At 66.1% G+C, this 15,757-nt stretch carries 13 protein-coding genes; 5 read left to right on the top strand and 8 right to left on the bottom strand.

Translation table 11 applies throughout. The features are described from left to right. Positions 1 to 9: 9 nt before the first annotated feature. Both B9Z03_RS09065 and B9Z03_RS09070 read right to left on the bottom strand, forming a co-directional pair. On the bottom strand, positions 10 to 750 hold the full coding sequence (locus tag B9Z03_RS09065; RefSeq protein ID WP_085463914.1) for an acetoacetate decarboxylase: 741 nt from the start codon (positions 748 to 750) through the stop codon (positions 10 to 12). 31 nt (positions 751 to 781) lie between these two features. Then, positions 782 to 1,588: a 3-hydroxybutyrate dehydrogenase gene (locus tag B9Z03_RS09070; RefSeq protein ID WP_280174841.1), complete on the bottom strand. Its 807-nt coding sequence runs from the start codon at positions 1,586 to 1,588 to the stop codon at positions 782 to 784. A gap of 340 nt (positions 1,589 to 1,928) precedes the next feature. Here B9Z03_RS09070 and pstS point away from each other — a divergent pair, with 340 nt between their 5' ends. From pstS to B9Z03_RS09085, 3 genes are all read left to right on the top strand, one after another. After that, positions 1,929 to 3,017 carry a phosphate ABC transporter substrate-binding protein PstS gene (gene pstS / locus B9Z03_RS09075; RefSeq protein WP_085463915.1) on the top strand — a complete coding sequence of 363 codons (1,089 nt, stop codon included), beginning with the start codon at positions 1,929 to 1,931 and terminating at the stop codon, positions 3,015 to 3,017. A gap of 54 nt (positions 3,018 to 3,071) precedes the next feature. Then, positions 3,072 to 4,805, top strand: a complete 1,734-nt coding sequence (locus B9Z03_RS09080) for a Na/Pi cotransporter family protein (protein ID WP_085463916.1) — start codon at positions 3,072 to 3,074, stop codon at positions 4,803 to 4,805. Between the two features lie 109 nt (positions 4,806 to 4,914). Further along, positions 4,915 to 5,937: a DUF808 domain-containing protein gene (locus B9Z03_RS09085; protein ID WP_085463917.1), complete on the top strand. Its 1,023-nt coding sequence runs from the start codon at positions 4,915 to 4,917 to the stop codon at positions 5,935 to 5,937. A 245-nt stretch (positions 5,938 to 6,182) separates the two neighbouring features. On the opposite strand, the gene B9Z03_RS09090 is transcribed toward B9Z03_RS09085, so the two are convergent. The 6 genes from B9Z03_RS09090 to B9Z03_RS09120 all read right to left on the bottom strand — a co-directional run bounded on the left by B9Z03_RS09090 (position 6,183) and on the right by B9Z03_RS09120 (position 13,556). Further along, complete coding sequence (locus B9Z03_RS09090) at positions 6,183 to 7,724, bottom strand: efflux transporter outer membrane subunit (RefSeq protein WP_085463918.1); 1,542 nt, start codon at positions 7,722 to 7,724, stop codon at positions 6,183 to 6,185. After that, the gene (locus B9Z03_RS09095; protein WP_085467565.1) at positions 7,673 to 10,807 is read right to left on the bottom strand and encodes an efflux RND transporter permease subunit; all 3,135 of its coding nucleotides are present in this window, start codon (positions 10,805 to 10,807) and stop codon (positions 7,673 to 7,675) included. Before B9Z03_RS09095 ends, B9Z03_RS09090 begins: the two co-directional genes overlap by 52 nt. A gap of 23 nt (positions 10,808 to 10,830) precedes the next feature. Beyond that, positions 10,831 to 12,033 carry an efflux RND transporter periplasmic adaptor subunit gene (locus B9Z03_RS09100; protein ID WP_085463919.1) on the bottom strand — a complete coding sequence of 401 codons (1,203 nt, stop codon included), beginning with the start codon at positions 12,031 to 12,033 and terminating at the stop codon, positions 10,831 to 10,833. 223 nt (positions 12,034 to 12,256) lie between these two features. Further along, complete coding sequence (locus tag B9Z03_RS09110) at positions 12,257 to 12,439, bottom strand: hypothetical protein (protein WP_085463921.1); 183 nt, start codon at positions 12,437 to 12,439, stop codon at positions 12,257 to 12,259. A 58-nt stretch (positions 12,440 to 12,497) separates the two neighbouring features. Further along, positions 12,498 to 12,809: an RcnB family protein gene (locus tag B9Z03_RS09115; protein WP_176247475.1), complete on the bottom strand. Its 312-nt coding sequence runs from the start codon at positions 12,807 to 12,809 to the stop codon at positions 12,498 to 12,500. 129 nt (positions 12,810 to 12,938) lie between these two features. Then, positions 12,939 to 13,556: a hypothetical protein gene (locus B9Z03_RS09120; protein ID WP_176247476.1), complete on the bottom strand. Its 618-nt coding sequence runs from the start codon at positions 13,554 to 13,556 to the stop codon at positions 12,939 to 12,941. 210 nt (positions 13,557 to 13,766) lie between these two features. On the opposite strand from B9Z03_RS09120, the gene B9Z03_RS09125 reads away from it, so the two are divergent. After that, a complete protein-coding gene (locus B9Z03_RS09125) occupies positions 13,767 to 14,492 on the top strand; it encodes a response regulator (RefSeq protein WP_085463923.1) in 726 nt (241 codons plus the stop codon). Next, on the top strand, positions 14,489 to 15,748 hold the full coding sequence (locus B9Z03_RS09130) for an ATP-binding protein (protein ID WP_085463924.1): 1,260 nt from the start codon (positions 14,489 to 14,491) through the stop codon (positions 15,746 to 15,748). Before B9Z03_RS09125 ends, B9Z03_RS09130 begins: the two co-directional genes overlap by 4 nt. Positions 15,749 to 15,757: the final 9 nt, after the last annotated feature.

Below are 15,757 nucleotides of genomic sequence, written 5' to 3' on the forward strand. Positions count from 1 at the left end.
TGTCCTCGCTCAGCTTTCCTGCATGTAGTCGTGCACGACCTCGCCCAGGCCGAGCGTCAAGTCGGCAACGAAGTGGACGGCGGAGACGATTTCGAGCACCGGCAGCCGGGCGACATCTGCGATGACGTGGCGGAAGAGCTGCAGGTCGGCCGGCGCCGTCCAGGCCTCCTTCACGGTGATCTCCTCGAGATGGTACCGCACCAACTCGCAGATGCGCGGCGTGGCATCCACATGCGGGATGATCTTGACGAGGTAGTTAGGCGCGGCGAGCGAGCGGCCGACTTCCGCGAGATCGAGCGCGCGATGCTTGTAGCCCATCGTCGCCGTCGCGCAGAGCACCGTGCCGTAATGCAGCGTTCCGACGATCACCTCGCCTTCATGGGCGAGCTTCGGATAGGCGAGCTTCTTCGGGAAGCCCCAGATCTCCCGCCCTCCGGCGATCGGCGCGTCGTCGTCGAGATACATGGAATGCACATAGACGCCGTCCTTGCCCTCGAAGCGGACGGGAACGACCTGGCCGGACTCGGTATAGTCCCCGAAGCCGGTCGAGTCCGGCATCCTGATGAACTCGTATTTGACGATCGGCTCGACGACCTCCAGCGGCTCGGGAACGACGGCCCTCAGCGCATCCCGATTGGTGCGGTAGCTGATGATGACATATTCGCGGTCAATGAAGCGGTACGGCCCCGACGGATAGGCCGGGTTAGTCAGGGGCATCGCATAGGCGCGGCGAACGTCTTCGGCTTTCATCTGTCGTGATCCTGGAGTGGGAGGGGCGGCGCTAGTGCGCCGTCCAGCCGCCGTCGATCGGAAGGATTGCGCCGGTCATCGAGGCGGCACTGTCGCTGCACAGGAAGAGCGCGAGCCCGGCGACCTGCTCAACGGTGACGAATTCCTTCGTCGGCTGGGCCTCAAGCAGCACGTCGTTGATGACCTGCTCTTTGGTCAGCCCGCGCGCGGCCATCGTGTCCGGGATCTGCTTCTCGACCAGCGGCGTCCACACATAGCCGGGGCAGATCGCATTGACGGTGATGCCGGCGGTCGCCGCCTCCAGCGCCACCGTCTTGGTCAGTCCGGCGATCCCGTGCTTGGCGGCGACATAGGCCGACTTGTAGGGCGAGGCGACCAGCGCGTGGGCCGAGGCGATGTTGATAATACGGCCCCAGCCGCGCGCCTTCATCATCGGCAAGGCGGCCTTGATCGAATGGAAGGCCGCGACAAGGTTGATCTGGACGATCGCCTCCCACTTCTCATCGGGAAATTCATCGATCGGCGCGACATGCTGGATGCCGGCGTTGTTGACGAGAATGTCGCAGCCGCCGAGGCTGTCCGCGGCGAGCCTGACCATGCCGGCGATCTCCTGCCCGGAGAGCATGTTGGCCGGGGAATAGAGGCAGCGCACGCCGAACTCGGACTCGATGCCTGCGCGCTCCGCCTCGATCGCGGCGGCGTCGCCGAGGCCATTGATGACGATGTCGGCGCCCTGTGCCGCAAACGCGCGGACGATGCCGAGGCCAATTCCGCTCGTGGAGCCGGTCACGATCGCGACCCTGCCGTGCAGTTTGGAATTTCCGTCGCGTTCGATCACTTTATGCTCCTGTCATCCCACGTCACGCTGGCAGCTTCGGATGCTGCCGTCCCGCTACTTTGGGACACACCGACATTTCATGAAGATGACAGCTGGCCGGCCGGTTGCGGGAACTCGCCGCGAGACAGCAAATTACGTCCTGACCTGCCGCGTGACGCTCGGCGAGAAAATACTGTCATTCAAACGTCAACTATTGGCGCTACCGAATCCACGTCTTCGCTAGGTCCTGAAGCGCGATCGCGCTCCGGTGTTGGGGACCGTGCCGGATTTACTTTTTCGGATCTGACGTGACTGTGCGTTTCAAGCTTTCAGGCTGGCGCGCAGCCAAGAAAGGCGTGCCATGATCGGTGTTTTCCTCTCCCAGGCCCGAGGGCTGTCCGGAGTTCAGGGTGTTCTTGCCACCGTCGCGGCACTCGCCGTTCTTGCCCTGCCGTCGTCCGCCCAGGCCGACCCGATCCAGGGTGCCGGCTCTACCTTCGCCGCCCCGATTATCAACCAGTGGTCGCGCGACTATGAGGCGATCCGCGCCGATGGTGGCGACTACACCTCTCCCGATTGGCGTGTCGACTACGAGCCCGTCGGCTCGCTGGCCGGCATCATGCGCCTCGCCCAGCCGGAGACGGACTTCGCCGCCACCGATGCACCGCTGCCACCGGAAGACCTTGCGAAGCGCAACCTGGCGCAGTTTCCGATCGTCATGGGCGGCATCGTCGTGGTCGCCAACATCGACGGTATCGGTGCCGGTCAACTGCGCCTTTCGGGCCCGGCGCTTGCCGATATCTATCTCGGCAAGATCACCAGCTGGTCCGATCCGGCCATCAAAAGCCTTAATCCCGATCTTGCCTTGCCCGACGCTCCGATAGCCGTCCTGCACCGCGCCGACGGTTCCGGTTCGACCTTCACCTTCACCAGCTTCCTGTCGAAGGTGAGCCAGGAATGGCGGGAGAAGCATGGTGCCGACACTCTGATTGCATGGCCCGTCGGTCGCGGAGAAAAGGGCACCGGCGGACTGGCCGCCCTGACCGCGGCGACGAAGAGCGGCATCGCCTATCTCGAATACGGCCAGGTGGTCCGCGCCGGCCTTCCCTTCGTGTCGCTGCAGAACGCCAGCGGGGCCTTCGTGCGGCCCGAGCCGGCCGCCTTCCAGGCCGGCCTTGCAACCGTGACGTGGGATGCCGCGCGCGGCTTCCACGCCGACACCACCAATCTCGCGGGAGCCGCGGCGTATCCGATGGCGGTCGTGACCTATGCGATCGTGCCGAAGGATCGCGGCCAGACACGCATCAACCGTGTCCTGGACCTATTCCGGGTCGCCTTCAGCCAGGGCGCGGATGAAGCATCCGCGCTCGGCTACATCCCCGTCTCGCCGGAACTCGCCGGCCGGATCGAAGCCTACTGGGCCGAAAGCTTCGGCGCGCTGAACAACTAGGTTCGACAGACCAACAGGCTCTTACGGGCCGCCCTCTCAGAATCGAGCACTCTCATGGAAATCGATATCTTCAAGGATATTCTCGTGCCGGTCATCGGCGGGCTGGGCATCTTCATGCTCGGTCTCGAATTCATGGCCAACGGCATTCAGGCGCTGTCCGTCAACAGTATGCGCAATTTCCTCGCCAGGGCGGCGGGAACGCCGATCAAGGGCGTGCTGGCCGGAACGCTGATCACGGGCGTCATCCAGTCCTCGACCGCAATGACGGTCATGGTCGTCGGGCTCGTCAACGCCGGCGTGGTTGCGCTCAGACCCGCCATCAGCGTCATCATGGGCGCCAATATCGGCACCACGCTCGGCAACGGGCTGATCGCTCTGCCGCTCGGCCCGCTCGGGCTGATCTGCGGCGGCATCTTCGCGCTGATCTACTGCTTCGCGAAGACCGAGAAGGTCCGCAACATCGCGCTCGCCTGCATGGGCTTTGCGCTGATCTTCTACGGCCTCAACCTGATGACCGGCGGCCTGCGCCCGTTGCGCAACATGCCCGAGGTGATGGAACTTCTGCAGACGCTCAAAGCGGACTCGTATTTCAACCTGATCAAGTGCGTCCTGATCGCAGCCGCCATCACGGCGATGATCCACTCATCCTCGGCGACGATCGGCATCGTCATGGGCCTCGGTGCAGCTGGCGTGCTTGACTGGACGACGGCCGTCGCCTTCTCGCTCGGCGCCGACCTCGGCACCACGATCACTTCGTGGATGGCTTCGCTCAATCTGTCGAAGAACGCCAAGCGGGCGGCCTACGCCCACATATCGTTCAACATCATCGGCGTGTGCATCACCGTCCCGCTCTTCTTCGTCTCGATCCAGGTGCTGCACTGGGCGATGGGCGCCTTCGGCATGGGCGATCCCGGCGTTGCAGTGGTCGTCGACGGCAAGGAGACTTTCCCGCTGGTGCCGGTGGCCGTCGGCCTCTACTCGACCGTCTTCAACATCTTCAACACGGCGCTGCTCTTTCCCTTTGTCGGTGTCTTCGAGCGTGTCCTGTCCCGCGTCGGACGGACCGACGAGGAGGATGTCGAGGATTACTCGACCCCGAAATACCTCGACAGCAAGCTGTCAGACGACTTCGCCAAGGCCGTGCCCGCCGTCCAGCAGGAGACCGCGCGTCACCTGCAAGCAGGCGCCATGTTCCTCAACATTGCCCGAGGCGACAAGAAGGCTCCGTCCGATCCGGGCGAACATTATCTGGCGACCGACATCCTCAGCCGCGACATCCGCAACTACACGGCAAACCTGATGAAGGAAGACCTGCCCTATGAGCAGCTAGATCTCATCGCCAGCCTCATCGAGGAAGCCGATTTCACCGCCGCCCTCACCGAATCGATGCATCAGGTCGCTCGCCGTGTGAAGCGCGAGAAGTTCTCGTCGCCGGCACAGGCGATCGTCAACACGGCGCTCGACAAGCTCGACATGTCGCTGCGCGACATCATGCCCGATCACGGCATTCCCGATCCGCGGATGCCGGCCGGCCATGTCAGCTTCCCCGAGGTGGATGAATTGCGTGCCCGGACGCTGGCCATGGGTCCGAACGCCGGCGCCGGAGAGCGGGGCACGATCCTGGCGCTGCTCGGCTCCATCGAGCGTGCGGAGCTTCTGATCCGCCGCATCGACGCCGAGCGCAAGTCGGTGAACCGGCAGACCGTGGTGGCCCGTGCCGCCGCCCGCAAGGAGAACCGCGAGCGGCCGATGGACGAGGGCACGCTGTCTCCTGTTCCGGCCGAGTGATCGACCGAAAGGATGGTGTTGCCGCCGCCCGGCGGCGACACCATATTGCGACAGCCAGATCGGAGCCGGGTTCCCTGACCGCCAATGGCGCCGAACCCGGAGAGATTTCATGAGTGTCGGTCTGATCGCCCTTCTCGACGACGTCGCAGCGCTCGCCAAGGCGGCTGCGGCCTCGCTCGACGACGTCGCTGGGCAGGCGGCACAGGCAAGCACGAAGGCCGCTGGCGTCGTTATCGACGACGCAGCCGTGACGCCGCGATACGTCACCGGCTTCTCCCCCGCGCGCGAACTGCCCATCATCTGGAAGATCGCGCTCGGCTCGCTAAGGAACAAGCTGCTCTTCCTGCTGCCGGCCGCATTGGCACTGAGCCTGTTCGTGCCGCAGGCCATCACGCCCCTGCTCATGCTCGGCGGCCTCTATCTCTGCTACGAGGGTACCGAGAAGATCTACGAACTTCTCTTCCCGCATGCCGCCCACGCGCATGAGGCCGAGATCGAGGGAACCTCGCTCGACGCCAAGACCTTCGAAGACGAGAAGGTGGCGGGAGCGATCAGGACGGACTTCATCCTCTCGGCCGAGATCATGACCATCACGCTGGGCTCGGTGCCGGATGCCGGGCTGCCAACGCAGGCGGCGGTGCTGGCCGTCGTCGGCATCCTGATCACCATCGGCGTCTACGGCGTCGTGGCGCTGATCGTGAAGGCCGACGACTTCGGACTGATGCTGGCACGCGGCTCGTCGCGCTCGCCCCTCGCCGTGCTGTCGCGCGCCATCGGTCGCGGGCTGGTGCAGGGCATGCCCTATTTCCTGAAGCTGCTCGGAATGGTCGGCACCGCCGCGATGATCTGGGTGGGCGGCGGCATCATCCTCCACGGGTTCGAGCAATACGGCTACGGCTGGCTGAGCCATCTCCTGCACGATGCCGGCGACATGGCCGCACACGCCGTGCCCGCCATCGGCGCTTTCTCGTCCTGGCTGGTCCAGGCCGCCGGTGCCGGCCTCGTGGGCATCGCGATCGGAGCGGTCGCCATTGTGGCGGTCAGCCTGCTGGTTTCGCCTGTCCTGCGATGGATCAGGGCGCGTTCCGGCACCGCCGCATCGACGCCCAGAGTAATGCAGCACGACGACTGAGCAACGCCTTTGAAATCGAGCCTGCACGTTTGCGGGCAGCCGATCGGATCAGGCAGCCCTGGTTTCAGAGAAGTGGCCGCACCAATCGTTGGAGCTGACGACCGGCCAAAACCCGCGCGCATTGGGCTCGGGCTGCGTCACGGGCGGATTGTAGCGGCACAGGTCGACCCACGGCGCCAATGATCGGCGGGTTGCGGTAGCGGAGGTTCGCCCCAAGGCGACGCCTGTGCCCGGCTGTCGGCTCGTCAGTCCGCTGAGGCTGCGAGATGCGGTCCGGTCCTGCTGTCCACCACCTCCGGCTTTGAGATGTCGATAGTGCCGTCCCAGCCTCCGCCCAGTGCCTTGTTGAGCGCGATGTAGTCGGCGGCGATCGACACCTTGCTCTGGATGAACGAGTCCTCGGCCGAGTAGAGCGAGCGCTCGACGGTGAGCAGGTCGAGGAAGCTCGCCGAGCCGGCCTTGTAGAGGCTGCGTGTTAGCGTCGCCGCCTCGCGGTAGCGCTCGGCCGATGAGGCGAGCTTGCCGTTGCGGATGCGCTCCTGCGCCAGCGCGACGATTGCGTTCTCCACGTCTTCCAGTGCCGTCAGCACCGAGGCGCGATAGGCGATGAAATACTGGTCGCGCTGCGCCCGAGCCATGTCCACTGCGGCCGCGAGCTGTCCGGCGTTGAAGATGGGGACCGTCAGGGTCGGCCCGAACGACCAACTGACGGATGAGCTCTTGCCGAGATCGCCGATCTTGAGGCCCGATGTCGCGATGCTGCCGGTCAGGCTGACGCTCGGATAGCGCGCGGCCTCCGCCTGGCCGATGTTGGCCGTCGCCTGTGCGTACTGGCGTTCGGCGAGCCGGACATCGGGCCGCGCCAGCAGCACGTCCGCGGGAACGCCGGTCGGGATGGGCAGCTTGGGCCGCGGGATGGATGCATACTTGTCGAGCCGTTCGGTCAACGCCGCCGGCGGGCGGCCCGTCAGCACGGAGAGCCGATGGATCGTCGTCGCATAGGCGGCCTCGAGTTCGGGGATGGTCGCCTCGGTGCTGGCGGCCTGGCCCGATGCATTGGCGACGTCGACGGCCGAAACCGCGCCCGCCTCGAGCTTCGTGCGGGTGAGGGCGGCGGTCTCGTTCTGCGAGGCGGCGGTGCGCCGGGCGAGCGCAAGACGCGCCTGGTAGCCGCGCAACTCGACATAGTTCGAGGCGACGTCGCCGACCAGGGTGAGCAAGGTGGCGCGAAGCTCTTCTTCTGCTGCGTCCATGCCGTAGCGGGCCGCCTCGACCGCGCGGCGGTTCGCGCCGAAGAGATCGATCTCCCAGCTTGCGTCGAAGCCTGCCTGGAACTGGCTGTAGCTCTCGCTCGAGCCCGACGACGAGGATGCGCTCTTGTTGCGGGTGGCGCTGCCGGACCCGCTCGCCGACGGGAACAGGGTGCCGACGTTCTGCCGGTAGCTGGCGCGTGCCTCGCGGATCTTCGCTTTCGACGAGGCGACATCGAGATTGCCCGCCACAGCTTCTTCGACGAGCCCGTTCAGGAGCGGATCGTTGAGCCGCTGCCACCACAGGGCCAGCTCGGGCGGCCGGGCCGGCGCGGCCTTCTTCGAACCGCTCCATGCCGAAGGCAGGGCGAGAAGCGGCTTCTGGTAGTCGGGGCCGACCACGCAGCCGCTGATCAGCGGCGTCAGCAGCAGGATTGCGGATACCGTTCTCCGCCACTTCACTCTACCCGTCGGACTCACGCTGGCTATCCCTTGTGTTGTTCGGCTTGCTGCAGCTTGCCGCCACGCCCGCGCCATTTCTCGGTCAGTCTGGTCACGCTGACGAAGAGCAGCGGCACGAAGAACACGCCGAGCACGGTGGCCGCGATCATGCCGCCCATCACGCCGATGCCGATCGCGTTCTGCGCGGCGGAGCCCGCGCCGCTGGCGCGCGCCAGCGGCAGGACGCCAAGGATGAAGGCAAGCGAGGTCATCAGGATCGGGCGCAGGCGCAGCCGCGCCGCCTCGACCACTGCGTCCACCGCGCTGCGGCCCTGCGCTGCAAGGTCGCGGGCGAACTCGACGATGAGGATCGCGTTCTTGGCCGTCAGGCCGATCGTCGTCAGCAGCCCCACCTTGAAGTAGACGTCGTTCGACTGGTCGAAGAGCCATGCCGCCAGGAGCGCGCCGAACACGCCGACCGGCACAGCGAAGATGACGGAGAAGGGGACGGACCAGCTCTCGTAGAGCGCGGCGAGACACAAGAACACGACGAGGAGCGACACGGCATAAAGCATCGCCGCCTGCGAGCCGGCCAGCCGCTCCTGGTAGGAGAGTCCTGACCAGGACGCGCCGTATCCTCCGGGCAGCTCCGCGACGAGACGTTCGGCTTCGTCCATCGCGTCGCCGGAGCTGGCGCCGGGCGCGGCCGATCCGTTGATCGACACGGCCGCCGTGCCGTTGAAGCGCGCCAGCGACGGCGAGCCCTGCACCCATTGCGTCGTGGCGAAGGCCGAGAAGGGCACCATCTCGCCGCTGTCGTTCTTTGCATACCAGCGATTGATGTCGTCTGGCTGCATGCGGAACGGCGCGTCGGCCTGCACGTAGACCGGCTTGATCTCGCCGCGATAGATGAAGTCGTTGACGTTGGTGCCTGAGAAGGCGGTGGTGATCAGGCTGTTGATGGCCGAGAGGTCGATGCCCAGCGCGCCGGCCTTCTCCTGGTCGATGTCGATCTTGAGCTGCGCCTCCAGCGTCCGCGTGTTGCCGCGCAGGTTCTGGATCACAGCATTGCCGTTCGCGGCGTCCGCCAGCGCGTTGCTGGCCGCCGTCAGCGCATCGCGGCCCTGATTGCCGGTGTCCTCCAGATACATGGAGAAGCCGCTCGACTGGCCGAGCCCCTGGATCGCCGGCGGCGCCAGCACGAAAACCTCCGCATCGCGGATCTGCCGGAAATAGCCCGAGGCGCGTTGCGCCACCGACGAGGCCGACAGCCGGTCCTCGGTGCGCAGGTCGAAATCCTTCAGCCGCACGAAGGCCATCGCCGTGTTCTCGCCACTGCCGCTGAAGCCGAACCCCAGCGTCATGAACACGCTCTGCACTGCGTCGGTCTCCCGCGTGAGGAAGTAGTTCTCCACGATGTCGATCACCGCCTGCGTGCGGGCGGCATTGGCGCCGGCGGGAAGGGTGATCTGCGTCATCAGCACGCCCTGGTCCTCTTCCGGAAGGAAGGAGGTCGGCAGCCGCGTGAAGAGGCCGTAAGCGGCTGCAATCAGTGCGGCGAAGACGATGAACATGCGCAGGGGCCGCCCGACAAGCGCGCGGACGGAGCGGGCATATCCTCCGGTCGTCCTGTCGAGCCCGCGTTCGAACCATCCGAGCCAGCGGGCGATGAACCCCTCGTGCGACGGCTTGAGCATCAGCGCGCAGAGCGCCGGCGTCAGGATGACGGCGACCAGCACTGACAAGAGCATGGCGCTGGCGATGGTGACCGAGAACTGCCGGTAGATGACGCCGACCGAGCCGGAGAAGAACGCCATCGGAATGAACACGGCCGTCAGCACGAGCGCGATGCCGAGAAGCGCGCCGGTGATCTCGCCCATCGACTTCTCCGTCGCCTCGCGCGCGGAAAGCTTCTCGTCGCGCATGATGCGCTCGACGTTCTCGACCACGACGATCGCATCGTCGACCAGGAGGCCGATGGCGAGCACCATGGCGAACATGGTGAGCATGTTGATCGAGTAGCCGAGCGCGGCCAGCACGCCGAACGTACCCAGCAGCACGACCGGCACCGCGATCATCGGGATGAGCGTGGCGCGCAGGTTCTGCAGGAAGAGCAGAAGCACGACGAAGACGAGGATGATCGCCTCGATCAGCGTCTCCACCACCTTCTCGATCGACAGTTCGACGAACGGTGTCGTCTCGTAGGAATAGGCGACCTCGACACCAGTGGGCAGTGATCCGGCAAGGCTGTCGAGCTCGGCATGCACCAGCTCGGCGGTCGTGATGGCATTCGCGCCCGACGCGAGCTGCACGCCGAAGCCGGCGGCCGGCATGCCGTTGAAGCTGGACTTCTGCCCGTAGCTTTCAAGGCCGATCTCGACGCGGGCCACATCGGCCAGCCGAACCACGGAACCGTCGGTCGCCGTCTTGAGGATGATCCGCTTGAACTCGTCGGCGGACGACATCTGCGTCTGCGCGATGATGTTCGCCTTGAGCTGCTGGCCCTGCACGACCGGCGTTGCGCCCACGGAACCGGCCGCGACCTGCACGTTCTGCGTGCCGATCGCCGACGTCACGTCACCCGGCACCAGCTGGTACTTCTGCATCAGCGACGGATCGAGCCAGATACGCATGGCGTAGCCGGAGCCGAAGGACTGCACGGACCCCACGCCGTCGAGCCGCTCGATGCGTTCCTCGATCTGGCTCGACATGATGTCGGACAGCTCGTCGGAGGTGTAGCGGCCGTCGCGGGAGATGATGTTGCCGATCATCAGGATGCCGGACGGCGAGCGGCTGACGCGCACGCCCTGGTCCTGCACCGCTTCCGGAAGCTGCGATTCGACGCGGGAGAGCTTGTTCTGCACCTCGACCTGCGCCAGCTCGGGGTCGGTGCCGTTCTCGAAGGTCAGCGAGATCGAGGCCGAGCCGGTGCTCGACGTCGATTCCATGTAGAGCAGGCCGTCCAGGCCGGTCATCGCGCTCTCGATCTTCTTGGTGACTGAGTTCTCGACCGCCTCGGCGGTGGCGCCGTTGTAGGTCGCGTTGACGCGCACAGTGACCGGTGCAATGTCCGGATATTGCGAGATCGACAGCGAATAGATGCCCATCACGCCGGCGAGCAGCGTTGCGATTGCCAGGACGACCGCGAAGACGGGACGGGCGATGAAGAAGTTCGCGATCGCGTTGCGGGGCGAAGCAGGGCTCATGGCTTCGGCTCCCCGTCATTGCCGGCGGCGGACGAGATGGTCTGCTTGACGACGCCGTTTTCGTCGATCGTCACCTCGACCGGCGTTATCGACGTTCCGTCCGATATCTTCTGGAAGCCGTCGACGATCAGCCTGTCGCCGCTGCTGACGCCGTCGACCACGACCCAGTCATTGCCGATCGAGCCGCTGGTCGTGACCGTCTTCAGTTCCGCCTTGCCGTCCTGGGAGGCGACGAACAGCGTTGCCTCGCCTGAATCGTTGCGCTGCACGGCGCGCTGCGGCACTAGGAAGGCGTTCGGCATCGAGCCGAGGTCGACCGAGGCGCGCACGAACATGCCGGGCATCAGCACCCGCTCGGCGTTCGGGAAGGTAGCGCGCAGCGAGAAGGTGCCGCTGGTCTGGCTGACCACCATCTCGGCGAGCTTGAGCTCCCCCTTGGCCGCATATTCCCGGCCGTTCTCGAGCGTGAGGGTGACGGCGGGGACGACGCCCTGCTCGCGGCCGAGCCGGCCCGTCGATACCTCGTCGCGGATGCGCAGCATGTTGGTGCTGGAGTCGACCAGGTCGACATGGATCGGATCGACCTGGCGGATGGTCGCCAGCGCATCAGTCTGGTTGGCCGTCACCAGCGAGCCGACGCTGACGGTCGAAACGCCGATCACGCCGTCGATCGGGGCGCGGATGGTCGCGTCGTCGAGGTTGATGCGGGCAGTATCCAGTTCCGCCTTGGCGACCTCTTCGTCGGCCTGGGCCTGCAGCAGAGTGGAGCGGGCATCGTCCAGCGTCTGCGCGCTGATGGCGTTCGTCGCGGCGAGCTTCTCGTTCCTGTCGAAGGTCACCTGCGCTGCGGCCGTCGCGGCCTCGGACTTCTTCAGCGCGGCCGCGGCCGCTGCGACGGCCGCCTGGAACTTCCGGTCGTCGAGTTCGTAGAGCGCGGCCCCAGCCTCGACCTTGCCGGCCTCGGCGAAGACGATCTTGCGGACAATGCCGTCGACCTGCGGGCGGACCTCCGCAGTGGCATAGGCGACGACCCGGCCGGGAAGCTCGATGCTGCGCGGGACGGAGCGGCTCGCAAGCGCGACGACACCGACTTCGACGGGCCCTGACGCTCCGGGCGGCATCTGCGGTCCGCCTTGCTCGCCGCTGCAGCCCGCGACGGCAAACATGACGAGGATGAATACGGCAAGAGAGCTTCTCATTTTTCAGCGCCCGTTTCGTTTCCCTGATAGATGGCTTCCGATGATCCTACACCATCTATTGGCCTGACGCTGTTGCCATGGGCTGCGAGAGCCACGGCGAAGACGACCGCGGCCGCCCGAAGCAGGAGCTGCGTCTTGAAACGGAACAGGTCCGTCTCTCCGCGCGACGCGGCACGCCGGGATCCGGGATTTCCTAGCAGTGTCAGCAGCACGAGGCGCGCCTTCACAGCCGCCGTCCCTTGCCGCCGGCCCGGCCGTCGTCGGCATGGCCTGCAGCCGGCGTTCCGGGCCTGCCCACCTTTGAGCAGAGGTCCTTCAGGTGGCGGAGAATATCCCTGGGCGGCATGGCGTTGACTAAGCCTATCACCGTCGCGCCTGCCGTCAGCAGGAACTGGATGTCGAACATGTCGAGCCTTTCAAGGACAACCCCGCCCCTTTGCGCTCCGGAAAAGATCCGCGACGGCTCACCGGCCGTTCACGATTGACGCGATGACGCCTGTGCCGACGGCGACAAGCAGGAAATCATTGCCGTCGCGCACCCAGCGGTGCCCTTTGGGAGGCGCCTTGAGATCGTGCTGGCGATAGTTGGAGACACGGGATCCCTTGCCGCTGTATTTCCCGCCCTTCTTCCAATGCTGCTTCCCAGCCTTGGGTTTTGGCGAAGCCTGTTCGATCTTCTTCTGGTCTTTCGCCGGATGGCTTTGCGCCTGTGCGGCGCCGGCCATCGGCGCCAACGCCATGAGCGCCGCGATCGAAACGGCAACGAGCCTGTTCATGTCCTGTCCTCGCAATTCTAATAGGGTCGACCGGAGGCGCACGGAGCGAAGGTGCGCCTCCGGAAGGCAGCCATTTGCGGCTGCACGTCCGCTCGCCATGGGGGTGGTGGCCGGACGATCGGGAGAGTCTCACTCGTCGGTCGGCGGCGGGGGCGACATGTCGAACGGCATGTAGGGGCGGCCGTGGTCGCGCCAGTCGCCGGGCCTGCCTTCGGGGTCGCCATGCGGAGGAGCGAAGGCGATCTCGGCCTCGATGAGCCGCACGAGCTGGTCGCCGCTCAGCGTCGCGCGCAGCGAGCCGGCCGCCGCCTTAAGCGTGCGCGCCTTCTCGCCCTGCTCGATGGCGCTGTCGGCCACGCGTTCTGCGAAGAGAGGCGCGGGGGACGGCGCGGCGGGTTTCGCCTGTTCCGTGCCTAGCGCTGGCGGCGGGCCATCGCGGCCGGGGCCATGTTCGCCGCCGATCGGAGCTGGATGCTCGAAGAAGGCGATCAGCGCGGAGGTGTAGGCGCGCCACGCATCCTCCTGGGCGGTCGTGATGCCGACATAGGTCTCTGCCGCCGACAGCTTCGCAGCGATGTCGAGGCCAAGCTGGCCCATCGACTCGGGGCCGCGTTCGGGCTCGCCACCAGGCTCGGCCTGACCGAACTGCACCGGCATGCGCTCGGTCTGGAACGCATTCGCCATGCCGGGCGCAGCGGCCAGCAGGGTGGCCGACAGAAGGCCGATTGTGGTGAGAGAGCGTTTCATCGCTGCATCCTTTCGTTCGCGTTGGATGAAGCAAATCTAGGAGGCGGAAATGTCCGCCCTTGGTCCGCAAGGTTACGGTGCGTTTCCCGCAACCGCATTTTTGTAACCAAATGTTGCTGGGCTGCCGCGGGCAACAGTCCGTTGCAAAAATCTCCGGAAAGCCTCGCCGCACAGTTTATATTCTCAGACAGGAAACAGGTACCGGCCGGCATGAGCGACAACACCCATATCCTGATCGTGGACGACGACTCCGAGATCCGCTCCCTTCTCGCGCGCTACCTCGGCGGGCAGGGGTTTCGCATTTCGGTCGCCGCCGACCGGCGCGAATGCGAAAGCCGCATCGCCGATGGCAGTCCCGAGCTGATCGTCCTCGACGTGATGCTGCCGGACGGCTCCGGCCTCGACATCTGCCGCGACCTGCAGCAGCGGCGGCCGCGTATTCCGGTCATTCTCCTGACCGCCCTCAAGGAGGATGTGGACCGTATCATCGGGCTCGAACTCGGCGCCGACGACTATCTCGGCAAGCCGTTCAACCCGCGCGAACTCGTTGCCCGGATCAAGGCGGTGCTGCGCAGGGCCGGCCGCGACGAACCGCCCGCTCCCGAAACGAGGATCTATGCCTTCGCCGACTTCGAGGCCAATCCGGAGCTGCGCAGCGTTATCGATCGAACGGGCGCCGAAGTCGACCTGACCGGCGCGGAGTTCGACCTCCTGCGCGTGTTCCTCGAGCGGCCCGGCCGGCTTCTGTCGCGCGACCAACTGCTCGACATGACGCAGGGCCGCCACCGCGACCCGCTGGACCGCTCGATCGACGTGCTGATGAGCCGCCTGCGGCGCAAGCTCGGCGACGGAGATCGCGGGTCGCTCTTCAAGACCGTGCGCAACGGCGGCTATCAGCTCGTCGTGCCCGTCAAGACGATGACGGACGCGCAATGACGTCTCTGCGTACAAGGATCGCCATTCTTCTCATCCTGGCGATCGTCAGCGTGGTCGGGCTTGCGACCTTCGCGGCGAGCCGGGCTCTCCGGCCGCCTTTGCCGCAAGCCACGATGGAGCCGCTCGCGCGACAGCTTCACGTGCTCGCCAGGCTGGCGCAGGCGGATCGCCAGGCTGCGCTCGCCGCCGGCCTCGTCCTCCAGGCCGCGCCGGCCACGGGGCGGGAGGAGATGGGCATGACGCGTTTCCTCAACCGGGCACTCGAAAGGACCGGGACGGCGCGTAAGGCCGTCATCACGCGTTCGCCGGACACCCCGGTCCTCACCGCCTCCGTCGATCTCGGCAACGGCGAGTGGCTGGTCTCCGACGTGCCCGACATGCGTCCGCCGCCAGGCGGCTGGAAAATCATGGCCGGCTGGATCGCGCTGATCGTGGCGGGAAGCACTGCGGTCTCTCTGTTCGCCGCCTCGAAGATCACCCGGCCGCTCGAACTGCTCGAAGGCGCAGCCAGCCGCGTCGATTCCGACGGCTTGCTGGCGCATATCCCCGAGGAGGGCGCTGGCGAGATCCGCGCCACCGCCAGGGCGCTCAACCAGCTCTCCGGCAGGCTGAAATCGGCGATGGAGAGCCGCATGCGGCTGGTCGCCGCCGCCGGCCACGACCTGCGCACGCCGATGACCCGCATGCGACTGCGGGCCGAATTCATCGCCGACGAGGAGGAGCGCGAAAAGTGGCTCGCCGATCTGGAGGAGCTCGACGCCATCGCCGACAGCGCCATCAGCCTCGTGCGCGAGGAGGTTGGAGAGCACGGGTCGGAACCGCTGAAGCTCGGTTATCTGGTCCGCGGCCTGGCGGAGGAACTGCGCGACCTCGGCTACAATGTCTCCGATCCGCCCCTGGCATCACTGCCGGTCGCGGCGCGGCCGATCGCGCTCAAGCGGGCGATCCGCAACCTGATCATCAACGCGGCGACCCATGGCGGCGGCGCCAGGATCGAGCTGCAGGCCCGGGACGGGCTGGCGGTGGTCACCATCCTCGACGAAGGTCCCGGAATTCCGCAGGACCTGATCGGTCAAGTGTTCGAACCCTTCTTCCGCGTCGACATGGCCAGGCGCAAGACATTGCCCGGCGCGGGCCTCGGCTTGGTGATCGCGAAGGAGATCATCGAGCGTTTCGGCGGCACGATCGCGATTGCCAACCGCGAACCGCGCGGCCTCATCCAGACGATCACGCTGCCGCTGGCGAATGTCGGCTGAGCCGGCGGA

It is taken from the genome of Mesorhizobium australicum, assembly GCF_900177325.1.
In the GTDB taxonomy this organism is placed as follows: domain Bacteria; phylum Pseudomonadota; class Alphaproteobacteria; order Rhizobiales; family Rhizobiaceae; genus Mesorhizobium_A; species Mesorhizobium_A australicum_A.

Bases quoted from the DNA above. Each gene is read 5' to 3' on its own strand.
- B9Z03_RS09065 (WP_085463914.1), bottom strand. From the start codon at position 750: ATGAAAGCCGAAGACGTTCGCCGCGCCTATGCGATGCCCCTGACTAAC.
- pstS (WP_085463915.1), top strand. From the start codon at position 1,929: ATGATCGGTGTTTTCCTCTCCCAGGCCCGAGGGCTGTCCGGAGTTCAG.
- B9Z03_RS09080 (WP_085463916.1), top strand. From the start codon at position 3,072: ATGGAAATCGATATCTTCAAGGATATTCTCGTGCCGGTCATCGGCGGG.
- B9Z03_RS09085 (WP_085463917.1), top strand. From the start codon at position 4,915: ATGAGTGTCGGTCTGATCGCCCTTCTCGACGACGTCGCAGCGCTCGCC.
- B9Z03_RS09090 (WP_085463918.1), bottom strand. From the start codon at position 7,724: ATGGCGCGGGCGTGGCGGCAAGCTGCAGCAAGCCGAACAACACAAGGG.
- B9Z03_RS09100 (WP_085463919.1), bottom strand. From the start codon at position 12,033: ATGAGAAGCTCTCTTGCCGTATTCATCCTCGTCATGTTTGCCGTCGCG.
- B9Z03_RS09110 (WP_085463921.1), bottom strand. From the start codon at position 12,439: ATGTTCGACATCCAGTTCCTGCTGACGGCAGGCGCGACGGTGATAGGC.
- B9Z03_RS09115 (WP_176247475.1), bottom strand. From the start codon at position 12,809: ATGAACAGGCTCGTTGCCGTTTCGATCGCGGCGCTCATGGCGTTGGCG.
- B9Z03_RS09120 (WP_176247476.1), bottom strand. From the start codon at position 13,556: ATGAAACGCTCTCTCACCACAATCGGCCTTCTGTCGGCCACCCTGCTG.
- B9Z03_RS09125 (WP_085463923.1), top strand. From the start codon at position 13,767: ATGAGCGACAACACCCATATCCTGATCGTGGACGACGACTCCGAGATC.
- B9Z03_RS09130 (WP_085463924.1), top strand. From the start codon at position 14,489: ATGACGTCTCTGCGTACAAGGATCGCCATTCTTCTCATCCTGGCGATC.